The sequence below is a fragment of the Bacillus sp. JZ109 genome (genome assembly GCF_053903135.1).
In genome coordinates this window covers 181,952-205,761 of record NZ_CP096388.1, presented here as the reverse complement: position 1 = coordinate 205,761, position 23,810 = coordinate 181,952, and the positions used below count along the sequence as shown (strand labels likewise).

The 23,810-nt window shown below is 44.0% G+C and carries 26 protein-coding genes, 2 pseudogenes and 1 riboswitch; of the genes and pseudogenes, 6 read left to right on the top strand and 22 right to left on the bottom strand.

What is annotated here, in order from left to right:
- Positions 1 to 22: 22 nt before the first annotated feature.
- The gene (locus M1D94_RS01105; RefSeq protein WP_120027635.1) at positions 23 to 871 is read right to left on the bottom strand and encodes a methyltransferase domain-containing protein; all 849 of its coding nucleotides are present in this window, start codon (positions 869 to 871) and stop codon (positions 23 to 25) included.
- Between the two features lie 386 nt (positions 872 to 1,257).
- Positions 1,258 to 1,359, top strand: a riboswitch (purine riboswitch).
- Positions 1,360 to 1,486: 127 nt separating this feature from the next.
- Here M1D94_RS01105 and M1D94_RS01100 point away from each other — a divergent pair.
- Positions 1,487 to 2,680 carry a NupC/NupG family nucleoside CNT transporter gene (locus M1D94_RS01100; protein ID WP_003227216.1) on the top strand — a complete coding sequence of 398 codons (1,194 nt, stop codon included), beginning with the start codon at positions 1,487 to 1,489 and terminating at the stop codon, positions 2,678 to 2,680.
- A gap of 40 nt (positions 2,681 to 2,720) precedes the next feature.
- On the opposite strand, the gene M1D94_RS01095 is transcribed toward M1D94_RS01100, so the two are convergent.
- The 3 genes from M1D94_RS01095 to M1D94_RS01085 all read right to left on the bottom strand — a co-directional run bounded on the left by M1D94_RS01095 (position 2,721) and on the right by M1D94_RS01085 (position 5,937).
- A complete protein-coding gene (locus M1D94_RS01095) occupies positions 2,721 to 3,392 on the bottom strand; it encodes a DUF3298 and DUF4163 domain-containing protein (protein WP_137201115.1) in 672 nt (223 codons plus the stop codon).
- A 144-nt stretch (positions 3,393 to 3,536) separates the two neighbouring features.
- The gene (locus M1D94_RS01090) at positions 3,537 to 3,827 is read right to left on the bottom strand and encodes a hypothetical protein (protein ID WP_014478421.1); all 291 of its coding nucleotides are present in this window, start codon (positions 3,825 to 3,827) and stop codon (positions 3,537 to 3,539) included.
- 49 nt (positions 3,828 to 3,876) lie between these two features.
- Complete coding sequence (locus M1D94_RS01085) at positions 3,877 to 5,937, bottom strand: catalase (protein WP_167568426.1); 2,061 nt, start codon at positions 5,935 to 5,937, stop codon at positions 3,877 to 3,879.
- Positions 5,938 to 6,137: 200 nt separating this feature from the next.
- Here M1D94_RS01085 and citH point away from each other — a divergent pair, with 200 nt between their 5' ends.
- Positions 6,138 to 7,418, top strand: a complete 1,281-nt coding sequence (gene citH, locus M1D94_RS01080) for a citrate transporter CitH (protein WP_167568425.1) — start codon at positions 6,138 to 6,140, stop codon at positions 7,416 to 7,418.
- 157 nt (positions 7,419 to 7,575) lie between these two features.
- Here the strand turns inward: citH and bglS are convergent, their stop codons facing one another.
- From bglS to M1D94_RS01065, 3 genes are all read right to left on the bottom strand, one after another.
- Complete coding sequence (bglS, locus tag M1D94_RS01075; RefSeq protein ID WP_021480986.1) at positions 7,576 to 8,304, bottom strand: beta-glucanase; 729 nt, start codon at positions 8,302 to 8,304, stop codon at positions 7,576 to 7,578.
- A 295-nt stretch (positions 8,305 to 8,599) separates the two neighbouring features.
- The gene (gene licT, locus M1D94_RS01070; RefSeq protein ID WP_003242598.1) at positions 8,600 to 9,433 is read right to left on the bottom strand and encodes a transcriptional antiterminator LicT; all 834 of its coding nucleotides are present in this window, start codon (positions 9,431 to 9,433) and stop codon (positions 8,600 to 8,602) included.
- Between the two features lie 95 nt (positions 9,434 to 9,528).
- Entirely contained in the window at positions 9,529 to 10,209 is a 681-nt protein-coding gene (locus M1D94_RS01065) for a hypothetical protein (protein ID WP_010886641.1), read from the bottom strand.
- A gap of 206 nt (positions 10,210 to 10,415) precedes the next feature.
- Between M1D94_RS01065 and M1D94_RS01060 the strand changes: the two genes are divergently transcribed.
- Positions 10,416 to 11,702 (top strand): MFS transporter, encoded by a 1,287-nt coding sequence (locus M1D94_RS01060; RefSeq protein WP_080286161.1) that lies wholly within the window; start codon positions 10,416 to 10,418, stop codon positions 11,700 to 11,702.
- Between the two features lie 18 nt (positions 11,703 to 11,720).
- Here the strand turns inward: M1D94_RS01060 and dbpA are convergent, their stop codons facing one another.
- Positions 11,721 to 13,160 (bottom strand): ATP-dependent RNA helicase DbpA, encoded by a 1,440-nt coding sequence (gene dbpA, locus M1D94_RS01055; protein ID WP_032725080.1) that lies wholly within the window; start codon positions 13,158 to 13,160, stop codon positions 11,721 to 11,723.
- 82 nt (positions 13,161 to 13,242) lie between these two features.
- A complete protein-coding gene (locus tag M1D94_RS01050) occupies positions 13,243 to 14,391 on the bottom strand; it encodes a rhamnogalacturonan acetylesterase (RefSeq protein WP_282627180.1) in 1,149 nt (382 codons plus the stop codon).
- Between the two features lie 164 nt (positions 14,392 to 14,555).
- Between M1D94_RS01050 and M1D94_RS01045 the strand changes: the two genes are divergently transcribed.
- Positions 14,556 to 14,891 (top strand): helix-turn-helix transcriptional regulator, encoded by a 336-nt coding sequence (locus M1D94_RS01045; protein ID WP_014478431.1) that lies wholly within the window; start codon positions 14,556 to 14,558, stop codon positions 14,889 to 14,891.
- Between the two features lie 2 nt (positions 14,892 to 14,893).
- Positions 14,894 to 15,415: a DUF2812 domain-containing protein gene (locus M1D94_RS01040; RefSeq protein ID WP_133954180.1), complete on the top strand. Its 522-nt coding sequence runs from the start codon at positions 14,894 to 14,896 to the stop codon at positions 15,413 to 15,415.
- On the opposite strand, the gene M1D94_RS01035 is transcribed toward M1D94_RS01040, so the two are convergent.
- The 11 genes and pseudogenes from M1D94_RS01035 to M1D94_RS00985 form a co-directional block, all read right to left on the bottom strand.
- Positions 15,407 to 15,595, bottom strand: a complete 189-nt coding sequence (locus M1D94_RS01035) for a hypothetical protein (protein ID WP_044052424.1) — start codon at positions 15,593 to 15,595, stop codon at positions 15,407 to 15,409. The two genes, M1D94_RS01040 and M1D94_RS01035, sit on opposite strands and share 9 nt — an antisense overlap.
- Positions 15,596 to 15,625: 30 nt before the next feature.
- Positions 15,626 to 15,757, bottom strand: coding sequence for a hypothetical protein (locus M1D94_RS01030; RefSeq protein ID WP_015714975.1), 132 nt, complete (start codon positions 15,755 to 15,757; stop codon positions 15,626 to 15,628).
- 17 nt (positions 15,758 to 15,774) lie between these two features.
- The gene (locus tag M1D94_RS01025) at positions 15,775 to 16,227 is read right to left on the bottom strand and encodes a hypothetical protein (RefSeq protein WP_282627181.1); all 453 of its coding nucleotides are present in this window, start codon (positions 16,225 to 16,227) and stop codon (positions 15,775 to 15,777) included.
- A gap of 16 nt (positions 16,228 to 16,243) precedes the next feature.
- On the bottom strand, positions 16,244 to 16,540 hold the full coding sequence (locus tag M1D94_RS01020; RefSeq protein ID WP_282627182.1) for a YxiJ family protein: 297 nt from the start codon (positions 16,538 to 16,540) through the stop codon (positions 16,244 to 16,246).
- A gap of 37 nt (positions 16,541 to 16,577) precedes the next feature.
- Positions 16,578 to 17,064: pseudogene (locus tag M1D94_RS01015) on the bottom strand (DUF2716 domain-containing protein).
- Positions 17,061 to 17,534: a hypothetical protein gene (locus M1D94_RS01010; protein ID WP_282627224.1), complete on the bottom strand. Its 474-nt coding sequence runs from the start codon at positions 17,532 to 17,534 to the stop codon at positions 17,061 to 17,063. The pseudogene M1D94_RS01015 and the gene M1D94_RS01010 overlap by 4 nt, the downstream one beginning before the upstream one ends.
- 72 nt (positions 17,535 to 17,606) lie before the next feature.
- Positions 17,607 to 17,933 (bottom strand): annotated as a pseudogene (locus M1D94_RS01005) (DNA-binding protein); the annotation flags it as partial.
- 119 nt (positions 17,934 to 18,052) lie between these two features.
- Positions 18,053 to 18,469 (bottom strand): YxiG family protein, encoded by a 417-nt coding sequence (locus M1D94_RS01000; protein ID WP_015714980.1) that lies wholly within the window; start codon positions 18,467 to 18,469, stop codon positions 18,053 to 18,055.
- A gap of 46 nt (positions 18,470 to 18,515) precedes the next feature.
- Positions 18,516 to 18,809 carry a DNA-binding protein gene (locus M1D94_RS00995; protein ID WP_250541114.1) on the bottom strand — a complete coding sequence of 98 codons (294 nt, stop codon included), beginning with the start codon at positions 18,807 to 18,809 and terminating at the stop codon, positions 18,516 to 18,518.
- Positions 18,810 to 19,163: 354 nt separating this feature from the next.
- On the bottom strand, positions 19,164 to 20,099 hold the full coding sequence (locus tag M1D94_RS00990; protein WP_282627225.1) for a DMT family transporter: 936 nt from the start codon (positions 20,097 to 20,099) through the stop codon (positions 19,164 to 19,166).
- A 68-nt stretch (positions 20,100 to 20,167) separates the two neighbouring features.
- Positions 20,168 to 20,911, bottom strand: coding sequence for an SDR family NAD(P)-dependent oxidoreductase (locus M1D94_RS00985; protein WP_144500447.1), 744 nt, complete (start codon positions 20,909 to 20,911; stop codon positions 20,168 to 20,170).
- Between the two features lie 167 nt (positions 20,912 to 21,078).
- Between M1D94_RS00985 and M1D94_RS00980 the strand changes: the two genes are divergently transcribed.
- Positions 21,079 to 21,810 (top strand): 2OG-Fe dioxygenase family protein, encoded by a 732-nt coding sequence (locus M1D94_RS00980; RefSeq protein WP_282627183.1) that lies wholly within the window; start codon positions 21,079 to 21,081, stop codon positions 21,808 to 21,810.
- Between the two features lie 33 nt (positions 21,811 to 21,843).
- Here M1D94_RS00980 and M1D94_RS00975 read toward each other — a convergent pair whose 3' ends face one another.
- Together M1D94_RS00975 and bglH are read right to left on the bottom strand one after the other, a co-directional pair.
- On the bottom strand, positions 21,844 to 22,290 hold the full coding sequence (locus tag M1D94_RS00975; RefSeq protein WP_003227162.1) for a universal stress protein: 447 nt from the start codon (positions 22,288 to 22,290) through the stop codon (positions 21,844 to 21,846).
- A 102-nt stretch (positions 22,291 to 22,392) separates the two neighbouring features.
- The gene (gene bglH / locus M1D94_RS00970) at positions 22,393 to 23,802 is read right to left on the bottom strand and encodes an aryl-phospho-beta-d-glucosidase (protein ID WP_424934871.1); all 1,410 of its coding nucleotides are present in this window, start codon (positions 23,800 to 23,802) and stop codon (positions 22,393 to 22,395) included.
- Positions 23,803 to 23,810: the final 8 nt, after the last annotated feature.

Sequence of the window (23,810 nt, the reverse complement as noted above, 5' to 3'; positions counted from 1 at the left end):
TTTCGGAGCTTTCCTCTGCCATTCATTTCATTCCTACTAGGATATCAACATCAATCGTAATATCGACTGATTTCATCTCTTTCAGCAGGCTGACTCGATCTTTCAGCGCCGACCAGGCAAGCGGCGTCATCTTGAGAAGCCAGTGGATCGCCTGCTGGTCAAGCGTTTTAACATAGCGCAGCCTGACAGGACGGCTGTATGCTGCATTTGCTGTAAAACGCTCAACAGCTGCCGCATTGGAATACGTGCGCCTTGGTGAATCAGCATATAAAAATTGCCTTAATTCTATTAAATAGTCGCTTCGCGGCACTACTTTTACGAGCATGCCATCATTCTTCAGCAGTCTATGAAACTCTGCATAATTGGACGGGGAAAAAATAGACAGCACAACATCAAATTGGCGATCATGAAAAGGAGCACGCGCCACATCGGCAACCGCCCACATCTGATCTTTGAATGCCTTAGAAGCTTTTAAGATCCCATCCTTCGAAAGATCGATGCCGGTTCCTATCGCTTCTTTCCCTAAATAATCAAACCCGCAAAGCGCGTTCAAATGGGAACCCTCACCGCAACCGCTGTCCAGGATGGTAAATGCCTCTTGACCGGATTTGGGATGGCTGATGAGTTCTGCAATCGTATCATGGAGCGGCTCAAAAAAACCATATTCTCCAATCAGCCTGCTTCTCGCTTCAAAAAGCTCGGCACCGTAACTGGTTTTGACCGGCTTTGTCAGGAAGTTCACGTAGCCGTGCCGAGATAAATCAAATGTATGCCGCCGTTCTGTACAAATCAAGCTTTTTCCTGATGCCGCATCCATGGAAGAACCGCAGAGCGGACATCGAAACAAGCTGAAATCAACTGTTTGCTTCATGATAAAAAACACCTCATTCATTCATTTTTAGATAAATGAAAAAGGCATAGACAAATAAACCTAGGCCTATCTCAAAAATTGGCCAGGTCTGGCAGTTTGTCTACACCTGTCATTATCTATAACGAATGAATTGGATAATCATGAAAAAAACTCCCTTTCTGCTGTATGGGTTTCCCCGTTTCCATCATACAACAAATATCCAGGAGCTGGAACCTTATAGTGAAGAAAAATCAGTACTGACATGCTGGTATCCCGCCAACATCATATCAGCATAGCAATCCAGCATGTTTTTCCTTTATTTTCTCATTTTAGAATATAAATTTTATTATTGTGAAAATAGTTAAAAAGGTTGATTTTCAAAAAGTGAAAGGATAAAATACTGCTATCATCTTAGAAAAAGACATTCTTGTATATGATCAGTAATATGGTCTGATTGTTTCTACCTAGTAACCGTAAAAAACTAGACTACAAGAAAGTTTGAATAAATTTGAACGAGTTGAAAAGGACAAGTTCTTTTCTGTTTGCTCTTATTTTTCACACTTTCTGCACTTCCAGAATTTGTGAAGGATAAGAGCTTTTTTTGTTTCCATAATAACCCTCATAGGAGTTGCTATCATGTACTTTTTACTAAACCTTGTCGGTCTCATTGTGATTATGGCAGTTGTATTCCTATGTTCTCCGCAGAAAAAGAAAATCAAGTGGCGCCCGATCATTACGTTAATTGTTCTGGAATTGCTGATTACTTGGTTTATGCTGGGAACAAAAGTCGGAAGCTGGGCTATCGGGAAAATCGGTGATTTCTTCACTTGGCTGATTGCTTGCGCCAGTGACGGTATCGCGTTTGCCTTTCCGTCAGTGATGGCGAATGAAACAGTAGACTTTTTCTTTAGTGCGCTTCTTCCAATTATCTTTATCGTCACATTCTTTGATATTTTAACGTATTTCGGCATTTTGCCTTGGCTGATTGATAAAATCGGATGGGTGATTTCAAAGGCTTCCCGCTTGCCGAAATTAGAAAGCTTTTTCTCTATTCAAATGATGTTTCTTGGAAATACCGAAGCACTTGCGGTTATCCGCCAGCAGCTAACGGTTTTAAGCAACAACCGCCTGCTCACATTCGGCTTAATGAGCATGAGTAGCATCAGCGGCTCCATTATCGGATCTTATCTTTCAATGGTGCCTGCGACATACGTGTTTACAGCCATTCCTTTGAACTGCTTAAACGCGCTGATTATCGCAAACCTGCTGAATCCTGTTCACGTGCCGGAGGATGAAGATATCATCTATACACCGCCTAAAGAAGAGAAGAAAGACTTTTTCTCTACGATTTCTAACAGTATGCTTGTCGGCATGAACATGGTGATCGTTATTTTGGCAATGGTGATTGGATATGTCGCATTAACGTCAGCAGTTAATGGCATTCTTGGCGTTTTCGTACACGGCCTGACCATCCAGACGATTTTTGCTTATCTGTTCAGTCCGTTCGCATTCCTGCTTGGACTGCCAGTGCACGATGCGATGTATGTTGCTCAGCTGATGGGCATGAAATTAGCAACAAACGAGTTTGTTGCGATGCTTGACTTGAAAAACAATCTCAAATCCCTTCCGCCTCACACCGTTGCGGTGGCGACGACATTCCTGACGTCCTTTGCAAACTTCAGTACTGTCGGCATGATTTACGGCACGTACAATTCGATCCTTGACGGAGAAAAGTCAACGGTCATCGGGAGAAACGTGTGGAAACTGCTCGTCAGCGGAATTGCGGTATCTTTATTAAGTGCTGCGATTGTCGGCCTGTTTGTGTGGTAGAAACATTGAGCCATATCCCTTTCGGATATGGCTCTTTTCATTATTGATAAATAGAGGCTGGCACCTGCACATCCCGGATTCCCGCTGCATAAGGCCCCAAGTCATACTGGCCGAAGACGATGGCGATCCCGTTTGCCGTAAAGTAAAACATTGTGTCTTTGTTTAGGGTTATATCCTCTTTCTTTACATCAGGGAAAAACAGCTCATCGTGTTTTTTGATATAGCTATATAGGTAATCTCTCGTTTTGCTGACTTTTGTTTTGGTGTTCAGAATCTGATCCAGCGTCACCCGCTTTTGTGCTTTCAAGTCATAGTTGAAGGACTGGACAGACGTTAAACCGTGGGCGCCCCCTGAATAGATATAATTGAGTGTTTGAATGCTGAGCTTGCCTGCCGCATTGTATTTGACGCTGAAGGATGTTTGATATTCCGTTTTAAAGCCCTGCTGTTCGCCTGCTTTTTTGTTTTTCAGATATTCCTGATACGATTGTTCAATGAAGGCTTTCAGCTCTTGATTGATTTTCTTTTCAAACGCGGCATTCCCGATGTGATGCACTTGTGGATACGTTAACTCCTTGATCTTTTTGTACGTATGGGTGCTGACAGTCGGTGTTTTCGCTTGAACTGCTTTTAAAGATGGGGCCGCATATGCAAATACGGAAAAAAGCAAGACTGCAATCCCCGCGGCTTTCATCATTTTATTCCATTTCATACAATCTCCTCCTTTGATGTCGTTGTTTATCATTCCCTTATTTAAGCAATACACACTTTTATAGACTGATTAAATCGAAAGAAGTTTCTAGGTCTAACAGCATGATTTTTCCAATAAAAAAAGAGACACAGGATGTCTCTTTTTTTACTGTTTGCGCCCAGAAATCGCTTCATGAACGGCCTGTGCCAAATCTGTATTTCCGAACATCTCTAATACCGCAATGACAGTCTGGTCCGGAATGTGCTCTGCTTCGTGTTTTGGCACGACCAGATCGTCCATGGTTTTTTTCAAGCTTTCATTCAGCTTTTGCTGCGGATACGCTTTGGCGTACAGCTCCATCGGATCAAGATCATGGTTCACGCACCACTGGGCAAACACCAAAATCATCATATTTTCATCGCGTTCGTAAGCTTCAGCGAGCTGTTTTTCGTTCATTTGTCATGCTCCTTATGAAAAGTATCTTCCTTAAAGATACAGGAGCCGATCAAATTCGTCTATCCCAATGGCGATGAGCAGCAACAGCATCGATAAATGCCTTGCTGAAAGCGGTGTAGTCAGGTTCTTCTTCAGCCGTTACGATGCCTGGTCCCTCTGTTGTCCCGACAGAGGATTGAAGAAGGTCAATTCCTTCATTTGCCGCACCGATCGCCTTGTAGTGATTGTAAGCTTCTCTGATAAACGCCATCGCTTGTTTGTTGTCTTTTAACTCCAGCCCTCCTGCGGCATAGACGGCATCATACAGAACAGAATCAACCGTCAGGAACGTGCCGCTGGCCTCAAGCTGCTGTCCGCTGCCGCTTGTCATATACCCCAGATTTTGGCTGATGATATCCACTGTGATTCCTTCTTGCTTTAAGGCTTCCAGCACTGTTTGCAGCTCTTTTTCATGAAATCCGTTTCCGGCGAGTACAGCGACTTTTCTTGTTGACGCGGTTTTCACTGTACGGGCTTGGCTTAACGCAGGCGAAGTAAGAATTTCTTTAGATGCTTTACGCTTCGCGGGCGCCGCCACGCCTACTCCTTTGGCGATTTCTTCTGCTAAATCTGCATCGACATTGCTGAAAACATCAACGACCTGCCGCTGTACGTCCTTGCTTTTGACCTTCCCGACCTCGAAGCAGAAAGCAGAAATGATGTGCTGTTTCTCCACAGGAGACATGCTGTTCCAGAAAAGCTTCGCCTGTGAGTAATAATCGTTGAAGCTGTCGCTTCGCTGGCGGATTTTTTTGCCCTCGACTTTTTCCTGATAGTGGACGTAGCCGCCTTCTTCAGCTGTCGCAGGCGACGGATCATTGTTTTGCAGTGAGTTTTTATGATAAGCAACAGGCCCCTTATTGATCGTCATCCGATGATAACCGTCATATTGATTGTTATGGAATGGACATACCGGCCGGTTAATCGGAAGCTCATGGAAGTTCGGACCGCCAAGACGAATCAGCTGTGTATCCGTATAAGAGAAAAGCCGCCCCTGCAATAGCGGGTCATTTGTAAAATCGATGCCCGGCACGACATTTCCCGGGTGGAATGCGACCTGTTCTGTTTCCGCAAACACATTATCCTGGTTGCGGTTCAGCGTCATTTTCCCAATGATCTTCACCGGCACAAGCTCTTCCGGCCACAGCTTAGTCGGATCAAGAATATCAAAATCAAACTTGAATTCATCTTCCTCATCAATCATCTGCACGCCGAGCTCGTATTCAACCTTGCCGCCGTTTTCAATTGTTTCCCACAGGTCACGGCGATGGAAATCCGGATCTTTCCCGGCAATTTTCTGCGCTTCATCCCATACGAGAGAATGCACGCCGAGCACCGGCTTCCAATGAAATTTCACGAAACGTGCCTTTCCTTGTTCATTGACAAAACGGAACGTGTGAACGCCGAAGCCTTCCATCATTCTGTAGCTGCGCGGGATGCCTCTGTCTGACATCGTCCACATCACCATGTGAGCCGACTCAGGGTTATTGGCGACAAAATCCCAAAACGTATCGTGAGCAGTCGCGGCCTGAGGCATTTCATTGTGTGGCTCAGGCTTAAACGCGTGAACCAAATCCGGGAATTTGATCGCATCCTGAATGAAAAACACCGGAATGTTATTTCCCACAAGGTCATAGTTTCCTTCTTCAGTATAAAATTTTGTCGCAAAGCCTCTGGCATCCCGCACCGTGTCTGCGGAGCCTTTAGAACCCGCGACCGTAGAAAAACGGACAAATACCGGTGTCTTCACCGAAGGGTCCTGAAGAAATTTGGCCCGTGTATATTCCGTCATTGGTTCGTAAACCTGAAAAAAGCCATGCACGCCATACCCGCGCGCATGCACAACGCGCTCCGGAATCCTCTCATGGTCAAAGTGCGTCATTTTCTCCCGAAAGTGAAAATCCTCCATCAGCGTCGGACCGCGAACCCCGGCTTTTAACGAATGCTCATCCTCTGACACTCGCAAGCCTTGGTTTGTCGTCATTTTCTTCCCGCTGTTATCGGTCCTGTACTGCTCAAGCTGCTCGTCCTTTGAGTGTTCATTTACACGTTTGTTTTGGTCATCACTCATGTCTGCTCCCCCTTTTTAAAACGAAACATTCTACAGCACATTTACCCGTGGCGTTCTTCATATAAACTGCTAATCCGCTCATTAGGATTTTTGGTCTACATATAAATATGCGGTCATACACATTTGAAATAAGCCTTCTTCACAGAAAGAAAGGATGGAAGCGCTTACTAAAAAAGCTGTTGAATAGGGGAGGTCATATCATGCTTGCCATACTCGGTTTTGTGATGATGATTGTCTTTATGTACCTTATTATGTCTAACCGGCTTTCCGCTCTTATTGCTTTGATTGTCGTTCCTATTGTGTTCGCCCTGATCAGCGGATTTGGCAAAGATCTCGGCGAGATGATGATTCAGGGCGTTACAGACCTCGCCCCTACCGGTATCATGCTGTTATTCGCCATCCTGTATTTCGGCGTTATGATTGACTCAGGCCTGTTTGATCCTCTCATTGCCAAAATCTTATCGTTTGTCAAAGGAGATCCGTTAAAAATCGCCGTAGGCACAGCGGTTCTGACAATGACCATTTCGCTGGACGGAGATGGGACAACAACCTATATGATTACCATTGCAGCGATGCTGCCTCTCTACAAACGGCTCGGCATGAACCGTTTGGTGTTAGCGGGAATAGCGATGCTCGGTTCGGGGGTTATGAATATTATCCCGTGGGGCGGGCCGACTGCGAGGGTTTTGGCTTCCTTAAAATTGGACACGTCAGAGGTCTTCACGCCCCTGATTCCCGCTATGATCGCCGGCATTCTCTGGGTGATCGCCGTTGCTTATATCCTCGGAAAGAAAGAGCGGAAGCGGCTCGGCGTCATTTCGATTGATAACGCACCGTCTTCCGATCCGGAGGCCGCACCGCTCAAGCGTCCCGCTCTTCAATGGTTTAACCTGCTGCTGACTGTCGCTCTGATGGCCGCACTGATCACCAGCCTGCTGCCGCTCCCTGTTCTTTTTATGACTGCGTTCGCCGTCGCCTTGATGGTCAACTATCCAAATGTCAAAGAGCAGCAGAAACGAATCTCGGCGCATGCGGGTAATGCGTTAAACGTTGTCTCAATGGTGTTTGCTGCGGGCATATTCACAGGCATTCTCTCCGGCACAAAAATGGTCGATGCCATGGCGCATTCTCTCGTTTCACTCATCCCTGATGCCATGGGCCCGCACCTGCCGTTGATCACTGCGATCGTCAGCATGCCATTCACCTTTTTCATGTCGAATGACGCCTTTTACTTCGGTGTCCTTCCCATCATCGCCGAAGCCGCTTCCGCTTACGGAATAGACGCCGCTGAAATCGGAAGGGCCTCCTTGCTGGGGCAGCCTGTGCATCTGCTCAGCCCGCTTGTGCCTTCCACCTATCTTTTGGTTGGAATGGCAGGCGTCAGCTTTGGCGACCATCAAAAATTCACTATTAAATGGGCCGTGGGAACAACGATTGTGATGACGATTGCCGCACTTTTGATTGGGATTATTTCTTTCTAAATGTATGAACTTGATCGTAGCATTGAGTGAGTACGTGATTTACAGAGGGGAGAAGATCAAATAGGATATTATGAGTGAATAGAAGATTCATGCCAACAACTTCTCATTACAATCATAAGAGCCTGCTATATTGCAGCAGGCTCTTTCACATTTGGCATTATTTTTTTGTATAGCGCACCCAGTCATAATGAGCGTATAGCGGATTTACACCATTGTAGGAGCCAAGCCATTCATCGACACCCGTGCCATTCCACAAGTTCATCATGATCTTTCCAGGTGTTGTCGGAATTTGGTTTGTTGCAGTATGTTTTAATTGCCCATCGACATACCATTTAATAGAGTTTGGCTGCCAATCGAATGCATACGTATGATAGGCATTGGCTGCATCAAACCCGAGATCCACAATCTTCTCATGGTTTCCTGCACCATTTGTATAATAGTTAAATTGAACCTTTGTTGTATCTTTTCCTAAAAATTCGATATCAATCTCATCCCAAGGAGTTCCATCTGTTGGACCTGTGTAAGTGAAGAACGATGAAACGATCCCTGTGTTTTTAGCTGGTTTCATTCTGACTTCATAAAGTCCATAGCCATATGTTTGAACAGAACGGTTTTCCCCGCAGTCAAACTTGTTATAAGATGGGCTTGTTAGCGCTAAACGCATTTCACCCAATGACGTCACTGATACGTTATTAGCCCGCCACGTGCAGTTGAACATATTTCCATTCGAATAACCATCTGCTTTTTGCCAAAAACCGGAGTTATAGCCGTTAAAAGGGTCAAAAAACGATCCACCTGTTTGAGCTGAGGCAGTAGAAGTGACTGCAAACAAACTCATAAACAATCCAGTGACAAGAAGCAGCAACACTCGTTTCAGATAAGGCATATTTGCATTCCCCTTTCATTGAAAGCGTTTTCTATGTTGATCTTACATGATTCTTTTAAAAGGGAACATCGGTCAAAATAATGATAATATCGAATCTTACTGACTTGAATCCTGTAACTATCATCATCTTTCCTCTGAAAAAAATAAAAACCTAAATTACCATCAGCACAGACAGAGATGATCCGCACTCATTGCAATTTAGGTTTTGCCTGCTTTATCAGTAACAATCCTACCATTTTCATATGTGAATGTAAGAAAAAGTGAACACAAGGAAACACAAATGTCAGCGCTCTCATTATGCTTGTTTAACTACCCTTTCTATGTGAATGGTTAAATACAGCAGCTCGTCACTTGTGAGCTTGTGCTCATACTCCCGCTCAATGTAGGTTTGGATTTTCTTCGTGCACTCATACGCGCGATGATACTTTTCTTTCACTGTATCCAGCAAAAAATCGTCCTGGCTTTCCATGTGAGTGCCGTTAAATAGACGCTGCGCGAAAAACTTTAAGTGGGTGACGAACCGATAATAGTGAAGCGATTCTTCGTTGAATTCAATCTTAAAATGGTATTTTACAATACTCAAAATCTCTTGCATGACTTTTGTAATGTTGATAATATTGGGCATCTCTTCATTCAGCTCGGCATTTACAATATGCAGAGCAATAAAGCCTGCTTCATCCTCTGGCAGAGACACACCAGTCTTGTTTTTTACCATAACCAACGCTTCTTTGCCGATCGCAAATTCGTCTTTGTAGAGCCGTTTTGTTTCCCACAGCAAGGCGTTTTTGATATCAAGCCCTTTCTGGTTGCGCTGGATGGCAAAGTTAATATGGTCGGTCAGCGACACATAGATGCTGTCGTTGAGCTTTTTGCCGAGCTGTAATTTTGCGTAGCTGATAATCTCTTCGGATACTTCCATACACTCGATCGGTATATCATACAAAAGGGTTTTGAACTTTTCTGATACATCCTTGTTATCGAGCGTGAACACTTTCTCAATGCGGGCTTCATCGACATCATCGCCGGACTTTTTCTGAAACGCGAGCCCCCTGCCCATGACGACCAATTCTTTCCCCTGTTCATTGACCACGCTGATCACATTATTGTTGATCACCTTCGCAATTTTCATGGCATGTCCCTCCAAATCTACTAAGAACAGACTATATCTTGATTGTACATTCTTTTTGTACTAGGTCAATATCATCAGGGAAAGACGGAAGCTGGTCAGTACAATTCACTCCGTACCTGCTGCCCGGGCTGTTTTTGAAGCAGCGCCTCCAGATGGCGTTCAAATGATGCCTTGTCAGCTTTCTGCTTTTTGACAATGCTGTTCATGATTTTAATGCTTTCAGCACTGTATTGTGTATATTGTTTTTTCAGCTGATCCAGCTGCTGTCTTGTCTTCTTCGCGTTTTTCGGTGTGACTTGGTTGATGAGTTTGATCATACTGTCTGCGGTCTCAAAAAAACCGGCTCTATTTTCTGTCAGCTGCTGAATTTCGATGCGGCTCATATCTTGATTACGCGTTTTTTGAAGCAAGGCAACCGCCTCGCTGTTTTGTTTTTTGAGCGATTTGTTCTCAAGCTTAATCGATTCGAGATTCTCCTTCGCAATGTCTGCTTCTTCTTCAGTCATGCTGATTCGCACGAAGTATTCTGGATTGCCGATTCCATAATCAAATGCTTCGCTCACTTGTATCATGGAACTGAACACAATGGCCAGCTGCCTGTCGCTTGCGAGGGCTTGGAAATCCTGCTTTTTCTTACTGCTCATCGGTTTGGCTGCGGTTTGTTTTACTGTCTTTTGATCACAGTCTGCGAACATCTGAGCCTCACCTTCACTTTCGCATGCGCTCATCACAAGAACTGTGACCAGCAGGCTTATACACAAGCCTATTCGCCTCATGCTCTGTCTCCTCTCTGCTGAATCCCTTCTGGAAAATACCATAAAATATAGTTAAATGGTACCAGATGCACCTAACCCCAGCAATAAATCAAAAGTATGATTTGAAGCGAAAAAACATAAATATTTTGTAAAAATTGACGTGCATTCCATTCTTTTCAGGCCCATTTCTCGTACAATAGAAGTATCGTTACCGGAGAGGGGCTCTGATGATGAAACGTTTTACGAAACAAGAAAACAGCTGGGTGTTATATGACTGGGCAAATTCAGCTTACTCAATTGTCGTGACCACCGCGGTATTTCCGTTATTTTATAAATCAGCAGCTGCGGAAAGCGGTGTCAGCGCCGCTCAATCGACTGCCTATCTGGGCTATACCATTGCGATTTCAACGTTTATTCTTGCGATGCTCGGCCCTATTTTAGGCACAATCGCCGACTATGAAGGGTGCAAGAAAAAGTTCTTCGGTTTCTTTGTGTCAGCCGGTGTCGCCAGCACCGCGATGCTCGCCTTTATCCCTAGTGAACATTGGCTGCTATTGTTGCTGTTTTATACGATATCGGCTATCGGTTTTTCCGGCGCCAATGTGTTTTATGATGCCTTTCTCGTTGACGTCACGACTGAGAAGCGGATGAATCTCGTCTCGGCACGGGGTTTTGGCTTAGGATACATTGGAAGCACGATTCCATTTATCATCAGCATTGCTGTCATCCTGCTCGCACAAGCAGAGACGATTCCGATGTCCGTATCTGCTGCAAGCCAGCTGTCCTTTTTCATAACGGCTGCCTGGTGGGGGCTGTTCACCATCCCAATGATTAAACATGTCCATCAACGCTATTACATCAAAAGAGAACCTCATATTGTCATCAACAGCTTTAAGCGGCTCGGCCAGACGATGAAACAGATCAGGCAATACCGGGCACTTTTCCTCTTTTTGCTCGCTTATTTCTTTTATATCGACGGAGTCGGCACGATTATTACGATGTCGACCTCCTATGGATCAGATTTAGGGATCGGTTCCTCAAGCCTCCTGATCATCCTATTTGTCACCCAGGTGGTCGCTGCACCGTTTTCGATTGTATACGGAAAACTGGCAGAACGCTTCACGGGGAAGACCATGCTGTACGTCGGGATCGTCATTTATATGATCGTTTGCGTGTATGCCTATTTTATGAAGACAACGCTTGATTTCTGGATACTGGCTATGCTTGTCGCCACCTCGCAGGGCGGTATTCAAGCCCTAAGCCGTTCCTATTTCGCCAAGCTTGTGCCAAAGCGCCACGCTAATGAATTCTTCGGTTTTTACAACATTTTTGGAAAATTCGCCTCAATTATGGGGCCGCTGCTCATTGCCGTTACCGCCCAGCTGACTGGGAAATCCTCGACTGCCGTGTTCAGCCTAATCATTTTGTTTGTGATTGGTATTGTGATTCTTGCCTTTGTTCCTGAGGAAACCAGCACAGATGTCAGCCAGCAGCAAAATGACCTGCCCCTTTAACTGGGAGCAGGTCATTCATCATTTATTCGCTTTATTCACCTTCAGCTGTTTCCCTTTGACGGTTGTGTTCTTCATCACTTTGAGAACATGAGGGCCTTTACCATTTAAAATCTCAACGTATGAGGCGTTATCCATGATCGTGATAATGCCGATGTCGTCAGCTGACACACCGTCAATTTTGGCAATCGTTCCTACAAAATCAACGGCTCTGATTTTCTTTTTCTTTCCGCCGTTAAAATACAGCTTCATAATGTCTTTATTCAGCTCTTCGCTTTTGTCCTTTTTGCTTTCCGGACGGTCATTCAGTTTAGCTAGAAATTCTGGTTTCTTCCTTGCCACTTCCTCTTGAGAAGGTGCTTCTATTTTTTGGATTTCAAATCCGATATATTCTTCAATGTCGGCTAAAAACCGTTTTTCGAAGGCCGTGACAAACGAAATGGCCTTTCCTTTGTTCCCTGCGCGTCCCGTTCGGCCCGTGCGGTGGACATAGCTTTCTTTTTCAAGCGGCAGATCATAGTTGATGACAAGGGAGATATTTTCAATATCAATCCCGCGCGCGGCGACATCCGTCGCCACTAAGTAACGGTACTCGCCACGTTTAAATTCATTCATGACGTCGAATCGGTCTTCCTGAATCATTCCGCCGTGAATTTTATCGCATGGATATCCCAAGTCATCCAATTCATCGGTCAGCTGATTGACGTGCTCCTTCGTTCGGCAGAAAATGATGCAGCTGTCGGGATTCTCCGTCATCAGCACATCTTTCAGCAATGAAAACTTATTCTCTTCTCTTACTTGAATCACCGCATGTTCAATATTTCTTGTGGTTAGGCCGGCCGCTTTGACCTCGATATGCTCGGGGTTTTGCATATATTGACGGCTCAGCTTCTCGATATCCTGCGGAAGCGTCGCTGAAAACAGCATCGTCGTGCGCTCAGTCGGCAGATGCTTGATAATCGCCTCCACCTGCTCAATGAAGCCCATATTCAGCATCTCATCCGCTTCATCAATGACCAAATAAGAGAGACGATCCAACGGAAGCGTGCCTTTTTCGATATGATCCAGAACACGTCCCGGCGTGCCGACAACAATGTGGCTTTTTTGTTTAAGCTCAGCTTTTTGTTTATCGAAGGAAGACTTTCCAAATACGGCTGTCGCTTTGATCCGTTTAAATCGTCCGATGTTCGTGATATCTTCCTTTACTTGCACCGCAAGCTCACGGGTTGGAGTTAAAATAAGCGCCTGCGGCTTGTTTTCATCCCAATCCGCCAGCTCACAGAGAGGAATCCCGAACGAAGCCGTTTTCCCGCTTCCCGTCTGTGATTTGACGACAAGATCCTTTCGTTCAAGGGCAGCGGGGATCACGCTCTGCTGCACCTTGGTCGGTTCTGTATATCCTAGTCCTTCCAGTGCTCGTAAAATGTCATGACTGATTTGATAGTTTTTAAAATGACTCATGTATAAACTCCTGTCTCTTGCAGATGTTCTCATTATACTCTAATTGACGAAGGCGTATGTGTTTTGTCGAAAAAATGACGTGTTAAAAGCCATCGATTCCCTGGCGTTTTAGCTCTTGAACAGCCAATCGCGCCAGTGCGTCGGCCCCCGTGCGGTTCGGGTGCAGCGTATCTCCATCCATATAAAGCCCAAGTGTTTTTTCCGGACCGATCGATGTAAAGTATGCCGAGCTGAGGACATTTAAGTCAATGAGGTGTGTTTTTTCCTCTTCGGCCAAAGCTAAAATAGAAGCCCTGTACCATCTGTTTACAGACGAATGGATGCCCTCAGAAGTAAAATCGGTCGCCCGGCCCTGGGGTGTTGATAGAATGACGTCCGCTCCTTTCGCTTTCACCTGACGAATCATATCACGCATCACCTCTTTAAACTCCGCTTCAGATTCATTATGCTTCGGATTTGTGTCATTAATGCCAAGCTGCAACATAAAATAATCTCCGGGTTTAATATACTTCAGAATCGCCTCAAGCTGTCCATCATTTCTGAACCCTCTCGCGATCTGCCCGCCAGACGCCATGTTTCTCACTTGAAAGGTGTGTTTATCGATATAGTAAGGCAGCATCTGCCCCCAGCCCGCCTGCTTGCTGCTGTTGAGCGGATAATAATTGCACACCGTCGAGTCGCCGCCGACATAAATGGTTCGGTTCGTCACCGGCTGATCAGACAATTTCTTTATTTTCAAGGCGCTAAGCGTAAAAGCGGTGCCAGCTTTCCCCTCTGTCACCAGCAGATTCAGCTGCCCGTCGGTGACAGGAATTTGGAACGTATCCTCCGCGCCATCCCCTGTCATATTAATAACCTGAAACACGCCCTCCGCCGCCACACTGGCCCTTGCCGTATTACCAAGCGTCGCCTTCACCTCATAAAGGCCATTCGGGAGATCCACATTAAACGTGTTATTGCTTTTCGTCCCATACGCTAAAAACTGAACCGCATCCCTCTTCACACCAGTCCCGGATGCCGCCACATCCCTCATATTCTCCGGTGTTTGAAAACCGTAGCCCTTTGACCGGTCATACCGATCAGACGCCCTGACACCAATATAACCAGGCTCCACCGAACCGCTTCCAAAGTCAAATTGATACACCTTCGGCTCCACTGCCTTCACACTCTCAATCCCGCCAAAACACAACATCAACATCATTACAAAAGCCGCTGCCATCCATTTTTTCATCAAGACTCCCCCTCTATGAAAACGCATACATTAATGCATACTCGGTGATTGTTTCTTTATGATGACTGAAGGGAGAAAAAAATTGCGTTGACAAACAAAAAGGAAGATTTTATTATATCAATAAGTGATATATCATTAGTTGATATAAGAAATGAGGTGACCGCTTGCCAAAGCAGCGTCCGCAGGAAATGGATCAGCTTACCGATCCAGCCTATTATATTGTCTTAACCTTGCTGGAACCAAAACACGGATATTCGATCATGCAGGAGATTGAGGACATGACCGATGACTCCTTTACGATCGGCCCGGCTACCTTATATACATTGTTAAAGAAATTACTGCAAGAAGAAATCATTAAGCTTGTCAACAATGACAACCCACGCCGCAAAGTGTACCAAACCACCTTGCACGGCCAAGAACTACTCAAAAAAGAAATTCAGCGCAGAAAAGTGATGGCTGAACACGGTCAACGTGCTTTTCAACAATTGAAAGGGGATTAGTCATGAAACAGAAAAAATTTATGATGTCTGAAGGATTGGCCTTTTCAGAAGAAAAGGATATGAAGAGACTAAGTGATATGGCCAGCAAAGGCTGGGTACTCGATTCTTTTGCGTTTATGGGGTATAAGCTTAGAAAAACTGAGCCGCGGAAATTGATCTACAGTATTGATTATCATGATGTTGAGGAAGAAAGCTTGGCGGAATACACCGTGATGTTTGAAGCGGCCGGATGGGAACATGTTTGCTCTTCACAAGGTATGCATATCTTTTCGGCTGAGCCCGGAACTTCGCCGATATACAGTGATCAATCCACCATGAGAGAGAAATATAAAAGAAGCGAAAAAGACGTTCGAAACGTAACCTGCACCTTGAGCTTCCTGACTCTCTTGTCAATTGCACTCCATTATGTAACCGGATTATCAAATTGGGTGCCTTTGGCTTTCCTGGTTGTGACTTTTCCATTTCTCATGACATATGCGGCAACAAAAGCAAGAACGCTTGGAAAGTGGGGAAAATCAGTGTGACTTCTTGTCACACTTGATCACATCCCATCCTCCGCAATAGAAACTCATCTGGTCTTCTTGATCATACACATAATAACGGAGCCTTTCCCATTGATCGTCAGTCGGTTCAATCTCCAACTCAACCGCATCGATGGATTCAAGGTCATCCAGCTTTGATGCACTAATGTCTTCAAACCGCAAATGAATGTCACAGGTTTGAGCTGATCGTTTTCATTCAAACACAGGAATTTGAATATAACGATCATCTTCTTTCATATAGAACGAAAACTCGTTTAATGTAAATGGACCTGTATCCTCATCAGAAAGATGCTTTTTCAATTTCTCGTATTGTGTGATATTCAAATGGATTCCCCCTATTTTTAGTTACCGCCAACCATATAGATGTCTACAGCATCGTATTCAAACCACATGATCCGTTCACCTGAGTCCGTTAGGCATTGGAGCTTCCCTTCTGAAAAATAGCTTTTATCCGGTTGAGGATCAGTGATCAGAAAAACATCATAATTGATGGAAGCTAGCAGAAAGAGAAAATCTGCAATATCCCGGTCTGCTTCATGTACTACGCATTGGAAATGAAATTGCCTTTTCGCCAGCTTCGTCACCTTGTAAGCATAGCCTTTGACAAACTCTGACAGGTCTTCTATAAATGAACCAGTCGTTATCACCTGTATCATGATTCGCTCACAGGTAAGCCCTTGCCAAAAACGATAAAACGACTCTGCATCTTTAAGTTCGCATGACGTAACGATTTGGTCAGGTTTAAGATCAACCATGTCCAAATTGCCGATACTGCTTATAGAGGTTTTTTCCATAAAACCTTCCCCCTTATCAGTTGGATAGCGCAACGCAAATCTCTTGTCTGACTTGCTCATACAAGAGAATGTGATGATACAGTTCGTTATTGTTTTTGATCATTGCCGGTGGTATTTCAGGATACAGCTCAAAAAAGCTTTTCTCCAACGAATGCCGCTGATGCCAGGGCATCCTTTTATTCGCCAGGACATAATCCAAACTGCCGGCAACAAGCATAAAAAACTCATGTATTTCCGCTTCAAAGCCGTACATTTCATCAGGGTACGGCTTGCCCTCAAGCTCTCGCTGCCTCTTTCTCAGCTTTTGAAGCACGCTGATCCTCTCCCTCCGCACATGTTAAATAACAAACTCATTTATCTTGAAACAGAATAGGCGGATCATTATCTATTGCCTCACAGCTCCTCACCAAATACAGTGACTGTACATTTCCACGGGTCTCCCAAAAGTCCCCAGGAGAAGTCCTGATGAAAAAAGAAATAATAGTCTCCATTTGGAAATACGGGAACAGGCCATTCGCCAAATTCATCCTGAGGCATTGTCTGATGAGGGCTAAAGATATATCCGACATGCTGCCAGTCTAATGCGTACATCACATCGTGTTTTCCAGTACATGATTGAAATGCTTTTAAAATCGAAGTCTCTAAATCATTCAGCACTCTGACCACATCATCATTACTGGCTTTACCGCTCATCCCGCTTGAGATATCAAACACTCGATATGGATCAGGCGGGATGATGTGATGACATCTGCTTCCGGGTTTCCATTTTATGAGCTTGTTCACTTCTGACCAGATGCGGTCTTGTTTTGTCTGACTTAAAGCGCGCCAATTCATCATGATCTCATCCCTACACCATATTGGATATCCTGCTTATAAACACCAGAAGAGGCCACTGCGTAAACAGCGTTACTCGTCAGTTTCAGCTGTTGAACGTCTAGGGCTTCACCGTTCGAGTCACAGCATGTTATCTCTTCCATCTCTTGACTCACATCGGCAGAAATCAAATAAAGAGACGACTCAAGCTCTTCACTGTAACAATTGAACGTCCCAACCAAAAAACCTTCTTCAGATATCGCAAGCTGATAAAATGCTTCTGAGTTCGGCTCTTTATCCGACAGAATCCATACCCGTCTCACGACCGTGTCGTCAAACGCGGCAATGACTGCATCTCCGTAATACAGCATATAAATCAAGCCGTTTTTTTCTGCAAGTCCATAACAATCATCTACAGCCGGCGCATCCATTTCTTCGAGCTTTCTATCAATGTGTATTTCCTTCTGCTGACCATCTAACGTAAAACACCACACACTATGGCCGTTGGGATTTTCATCATCATAAATGCCTTCATCATTTAAACCGACCCAAAGGTTTTGTTTCTCATCCAAAAGGCAGCAGGAAACCCCTGAAGGCAAGGGAAAAGCACTTTTCACCCTTCCCTCTTCTGAAAAAACCTTTACCTTCGGCTCATACGATTCGTAATAAACGAAGACATAGCCATCTGCACATTGTTGGAAGAGCTGAATATCGCTATATGCAATCTGCTCTTTCACTCTAAAATCCCGAACATCACCGGAAGGATCATAGATTGAAATGGTCACATCACCTTTCACACCTTTTCCAATGTAGACACGCCCCAGTGGATCAGCATGGAAAAAACAATCTTGGGTGTCCATGTTGATGATTTTATTCATTTTTAATCTTTTCATTTGTTATGCTCCCAGGTTAGAAATGAAGTGATAATTAAGCATTTATTAGCTATTAGTAACGGACAGCCTAGTTTCATTAATCGTTTTGGGATAAATCTACTTTCCAATTCAGCCTTAAATCATTTAGTGTTTAATTGATATGCATAAAACGATTGATCATCAAAGCGAACTGTTTCAGCTTCTATAGCAATCAGCATTCTGTTCATGTCAATAAGAAAGTTAGCATTTGATTGATACTCCGGAATTATAGAATTTGATAGATTCCCGATTCCTTCTGGATGATAACTCATCTCAAATACTTGCCAATTGTATTCTTCCGGATCTATTTTTTCCAATCTCATGTCGCCAACATCTGCACTATAATAAGCGGATGCCACATTTTGAAATAATATTTTATGGGTATATTCAGCTTCACTTTCAAAAACCTTTATATTAAGTGAGAGCTCTTTTTTAAACACATTAAAATCTAAATAAAGGACACTGCACCCCTCATCAATGTAATCAACCCATTCACTAATTGTTTTGTACATTGTCATCTCCTGCCTCTTTTTTAATCAATAACACCTTACCACCAAACACAAATTACTCCATATATTGTTTGATCCAATCATTCAAATCATCTGTTGAATGTAAATAAGTTTCAGGAGAATCTTTCAAATCAATCCCACTTAGAAGGATTAACATATCCCAGCCTCTATCGTCTTCTACTTCGGGGTCATCCGTATAAACATAAGTGCCCGCCCAATCTGACACTTCTTCTCTTGTTGTTTGTCCATTTAAGACACTTTTGATTTTATTTATGCATTCTAGTAGTTTTGGCTCGGTCAAATTGATCACCACGCACTCAATCTTCGTTTGGTATACCGATAATTCTATTTATTTTATTAAAGCCTGCTAAGCAATCAGATGATCAACAGACAATTCGGTAAAGATCCTCTACCGAATGAATTCTATTATTCGCTTTGAAGATCCAAACAAATTATCAAATAATTGTTTTATATTTTTTTCAAGCCAATCATAGTCATTAAGAGTTGATATTTCATCAAAATAGTACATTCACTTTTCCTTTTACTAATTGAGAAAGCTTTTTTTTCGCACCAAGAATTTGAAATAACTGTATTATTGATTTAACATGTTAGCTTCATTGGAATAGGATTACAATATTTTTCTAGAATGTTTATGTTATTTTAAGAATCAAAAAAGGCCGCATAGGCCTTTTTACATTTTCCATTATTGCATTTGTTCAATATCCGTACCCTCAGCTGTCACATTCGCCTTCCCCTGCCTCCTGACAAGCGTCAAGGCCATGCCCGCAAAGATCAGCACGATGCCAAGCGTTTGATAGAGGTCAGGGCGGAAGCCTGTGAAGACGGTATCGAGCACGATCGCGACAGCGGGGTCGAGAAATACAATGATTGAAATAAATTTCGTTGATAAAAATCGCAAACTGTCAAAAAACAACAAATATACAATACCCGTATGGATGATGCCGGTAGATACCACCATAATCCAGTTTCCCTGAGATAGGTCAGCAAAAGCACCAAAGTGAATAAACGGAATCAGGATGATAACCCCTAAACCCGTCTGCAAGAAGGTGGTCGTGTAAGGACTGAGATTGTGAATGCCTTTTCCCAATAAAGTGGTGAACGCATAAAACAGTGCGGCGAGAACTGCCCATATGATCCCTGATCCCATCAGCTGTGTCAATGAAGTGCTGCCGTTAATCCCGGAAATCAGCGCAGTTCCCAGAAAGCAGATGATAATGGAGCTGACGGAGATCACATTTAATTTCTCTCTGTAGAAGAAGCTCCCCAGAAGAAGAACAAGCACCGGCGCTAGATGATAAACGGAGATGGCAATTGTAACGGACGTTTCTTCAAAAGACTTAAATAAAAACACCCAGTTGAATACAAGAAAGAAACCGCACGCCAATGTTTGCAGCACGTCTCTCTTGCTCCATAATTCAGTTTTATACTGGCCGGACGCCAGCCAGCAAAGGCCTAAAAACAGCGTCGCGCAAAGGCAGCGGACAAAGACCAATTCAAATGACGGCAGATTGGTATGCTCTGAGAAAAAGCCGATAGAGCCGAAAATCACCATGGAGATGACCATTTTGATTACGGCTGTTGATTTTTGTTTTGGTGTGATTGAGAGATCTTGCTGCATCAAGCGTATTCTACCTCCAATTATGTATAGGGAAAAGCACCCCAACTGCAAGGTGCTTTTCCTTTTTTTTATAGTTTCTTGCCGGCCGTCCAGCCGCCGTCTATGACAAAGTTTGAACCTGTAATAAAGTGCGCCTCATCAGAAGCCAAATACTTCATACAGGAAACGATATCACTCGGCTGCCCCCACGTATGAAGGGCATGGTTATCCTTGATCAGCTGAACCATTTCATCGTCTTGAAAATACTCTTCCGTTAATTCTGTTTGGATCACGCCCGGTGAAATGCTATTCACCCTGATCCCCTTTGATCCGAATTCCATAGCGAGCTGCTTCGTCAGTCCGATGACCGCATGCTTGGAAGACACATAGGCAGCCCGCGCAGGCTCTGCCATCAGCCCGGACACAGAGGCGATGTTGATTATACAGCCTTGTTTCCCCAGCTTTGACCACAGCCTTGCCGCGTCCCGAGAAAGAATAAAGGCGGCCGTGAGGTTAATGTCTATGACCTTTTTGAATGATTCTGCCGATAATTCAAGAACAGGTGTGATTTCCCTTATCCCTGCTGCATTGATTAAGATGTCCGGAATCAATTGGCTTTGTTCAAGCTTTGTCATCAAAGATTCCGCCTGCCGGACATCAGACAAGTCTGCTTTTTCCATGTGAAACTCACCGTTTACTATAAATTCTGACATTTTATTCGTTTGAATATCCACTCCAACGACTCGAAAGCCTTCTGTTAGAAATTGCTTTACCGCCGCAAAGCCGATTCCGCTATTTGCCCCAGTTATCATTATATTCTTTTTCTTCATCATTTTACATTCTGCCTTTTTTCATTTTGGTAATTTGTAATAATCTCAATATTATTATTTGACAATATATTACAAATAATTTAGCATTGCACTACATCCTCTATTTTCCACATTTTCTATCATACAGGAAATTACTAAAAAAATCATCTACTTTTTAAGGAGAGATTCATATGGTTCAAGTTTCAAACGTACAAAAAGAGTTGACATCCGATATTTCTAAATATGCTTCTTTTTTAAAGGAAAACGGCTATTCGTATATCCCAGCAGATTTCTATCAGCAGAAAACAAAGGACGCTGCAGTCCGCGAACTACAGCTTACATATGATGATTTGAAAGCTGATCCTAAAGGAGGCGGCCGTTACAGAGCGCATTCCCGCTACATTTTGGCTCCTCACTCCGACACTCTTGAATTAGATCCGGATAATGGATATTTCCAATCAAAAGAATATAATTATGATGATGGCGGTATCGTCAGACAATTTGAAAAAATATCAGATGAGTTTCTACAGCATCCTGTAACGCGGCACATGATACATTCAAATGTAGAAATGGCTCGCCAAACCGATTTTGTAGATTGGGAGAAAGAAGTGATCGTCGGGCTTCACCAAGTCAGATATCAAGTGACACCTGACGCGCCTTCATACAGCTCACCCATTTGGCTGCATCGTGACGATGAACCGCTTGTTTTCGTCCATCTATTTCAGCTGAGCGAAGATGCTATCGGAGGAGATAACTTAATTGCTCCGTCTGTTAAGCAAATTGATAAAGTGCTGCGGCTGACAGACCCGCTTGAGACACTTGCTCTCGGGCAAAAGGTCTTTCATGCGGTTACACCGGTCGGCACTGCCAATAGAGATGGTGCGCATCGAGATATATTATTAGTTACATTTTCTAACAGATAAAAAAAAGCGCCCTTGGGCGCTTTTTTTACAAATCTATCGAACAATCAAAACCGGGCATGTTGATAATTGAGACACTTTATGGCTGACGCTTCCAAGCATCATTTCTTTCAGGCCGCTGATCCCCCGGCTGCCAACTACAATCAGGCTGACGCCTTTCTCTTTTGCGTGATTTAGTATCTCATGCGCCGGCTCGCCATTCGCGTAAATGGTTTCAGCTTGAACGCCTTTTTCGGCTGCTTTTTCTTTTGCATTCTCAAGGATTTTCAGGCCCTCTTTTTTAACCTCGTTCCTGATTTCATCAATAAAGTGTTCAGGCACATAGACAATTCCCGTCAGAGAAGAAGTCGTGACGACGGCTTCTCTCCCCACATGAAGAATGCTTAGTTCCGCTTGCTGCTCTTTTGCCAAATGCACTGCGGCATCAAGCGCTTTTGCACTCATGTCTGATCCGTCAATCGCAACTAACATTTTGTTAAACATGCTCTTCCCGCCTTTCGGACTGTGGGTGGTTCATCTTTCTCTTTTATTGTCCGCCTGCATTTCGTTATTGTCAATTGAAGCGCATGAGTTTTCAAAAATTTGTCAGAGACTCTCTCCGTTTGTGGCGATAACCTGCTGATACCAGTTGAAGCTTTTTTTCTTGATGCGGTTAAATGTTCCATTTCCTTCATTGTCCCTGTCCACATAAATGAAACCGTAGCGTTTTTTCATTTCCGCAGTAGATGCGCTGACAAGGTCAATTGGCCCCCATGATGTGTATCCGATTAATTCAACACCGTCCGCAATGGCTTCGCGCGTTTCAATTAAATGATCACGCAGATAGTTGATTCTGTAATCGTCCTGAATCGTGCCGTCCTCTTCAACCTTGTCTACAGCGCCAAGGCCGTTTTCAACGATGAACAGCGGCTTCTGATAACGGTCGTATAAGGTGTTGAGCGTGATGCGCAAGCCTTTCGGATCAATTTGCCAGCCCCATTCTGATGATTTGAGGTAAGGGTTTTTGACTCCGCCCAGCAGGTTGCCCCCTGATTTTGCAAGCTCTTCCGGATCTGTGCTCGCCGCCATCGACATGTAGTAGCTGAATCCAATATAATCCACAGTATGTTCTTTCATGAGCTCTTCATCGCCTTCAGCCATTTCAATTTCAATATTGTTTTCTGCCAGATAGCGTTTCATATATCCCGGGTATGCGCCTCTTGCCTGAACATCTGAGAAGAAAAGTGTTTTGCGCTCATTCTCTATTGCCGCGAAGACATCCTCCGGCTTAGAAGTCATCGGATAGGTTGTCGTTGCCGCTATCATACAGCCGATTTTCGAATCAGGAATGATGTCGTGGCCCGCTTTGACAGCAAGAGCACTGGCCACAAATTGGTGGTGTGCCGCCTGGTACATCGCGTTTAATTTGTTTTCTCCTTCTTCAAAGACAAGACCGCCTCCGGTAAACGGCGCATGGAGCACCACGTTAATTTCATTGAACGTCATCCAATACTTCACTTTGTGTTGATAGCGTTTAAAAACCGTTTTGGCATAGCGTTCATAAAACTCTATGACTTTGCGATTCTTCCAGCCGCCATAATTTTTCACTAAACCGAGCGGCATTTCATAATGAGAGATGGTTACGACAGGCTCAATATGATGCTTTAACAGCTCATCAAACAGATCATCATAAAATCTGAGACCGTCTTCATTGGGCTCCTCTTCATCGCCATTCGGAAAAATTCTCGTCCACGCAATCGATGTGCGGAACGCCTTAAATCCCATTTCTGCAAATAAGGCGATATCCTCTTTATAACGATGATAAAAGTCAATCCCGTTGTGATACAGATTCAAGGAAGTCATTGATTCATCAAATGGAGACATGATCCCGTTCGGCGATACGTCAGCTGTCGAAAGCCCCTTACCACCCTCGTTATAAGCACCCTCCACTTGGTTGGCAGCAACTGCGCCGCCCCATAAAAATCCTTCTGGAAATCGTTTTGCATTTGAACTCATATTGATCA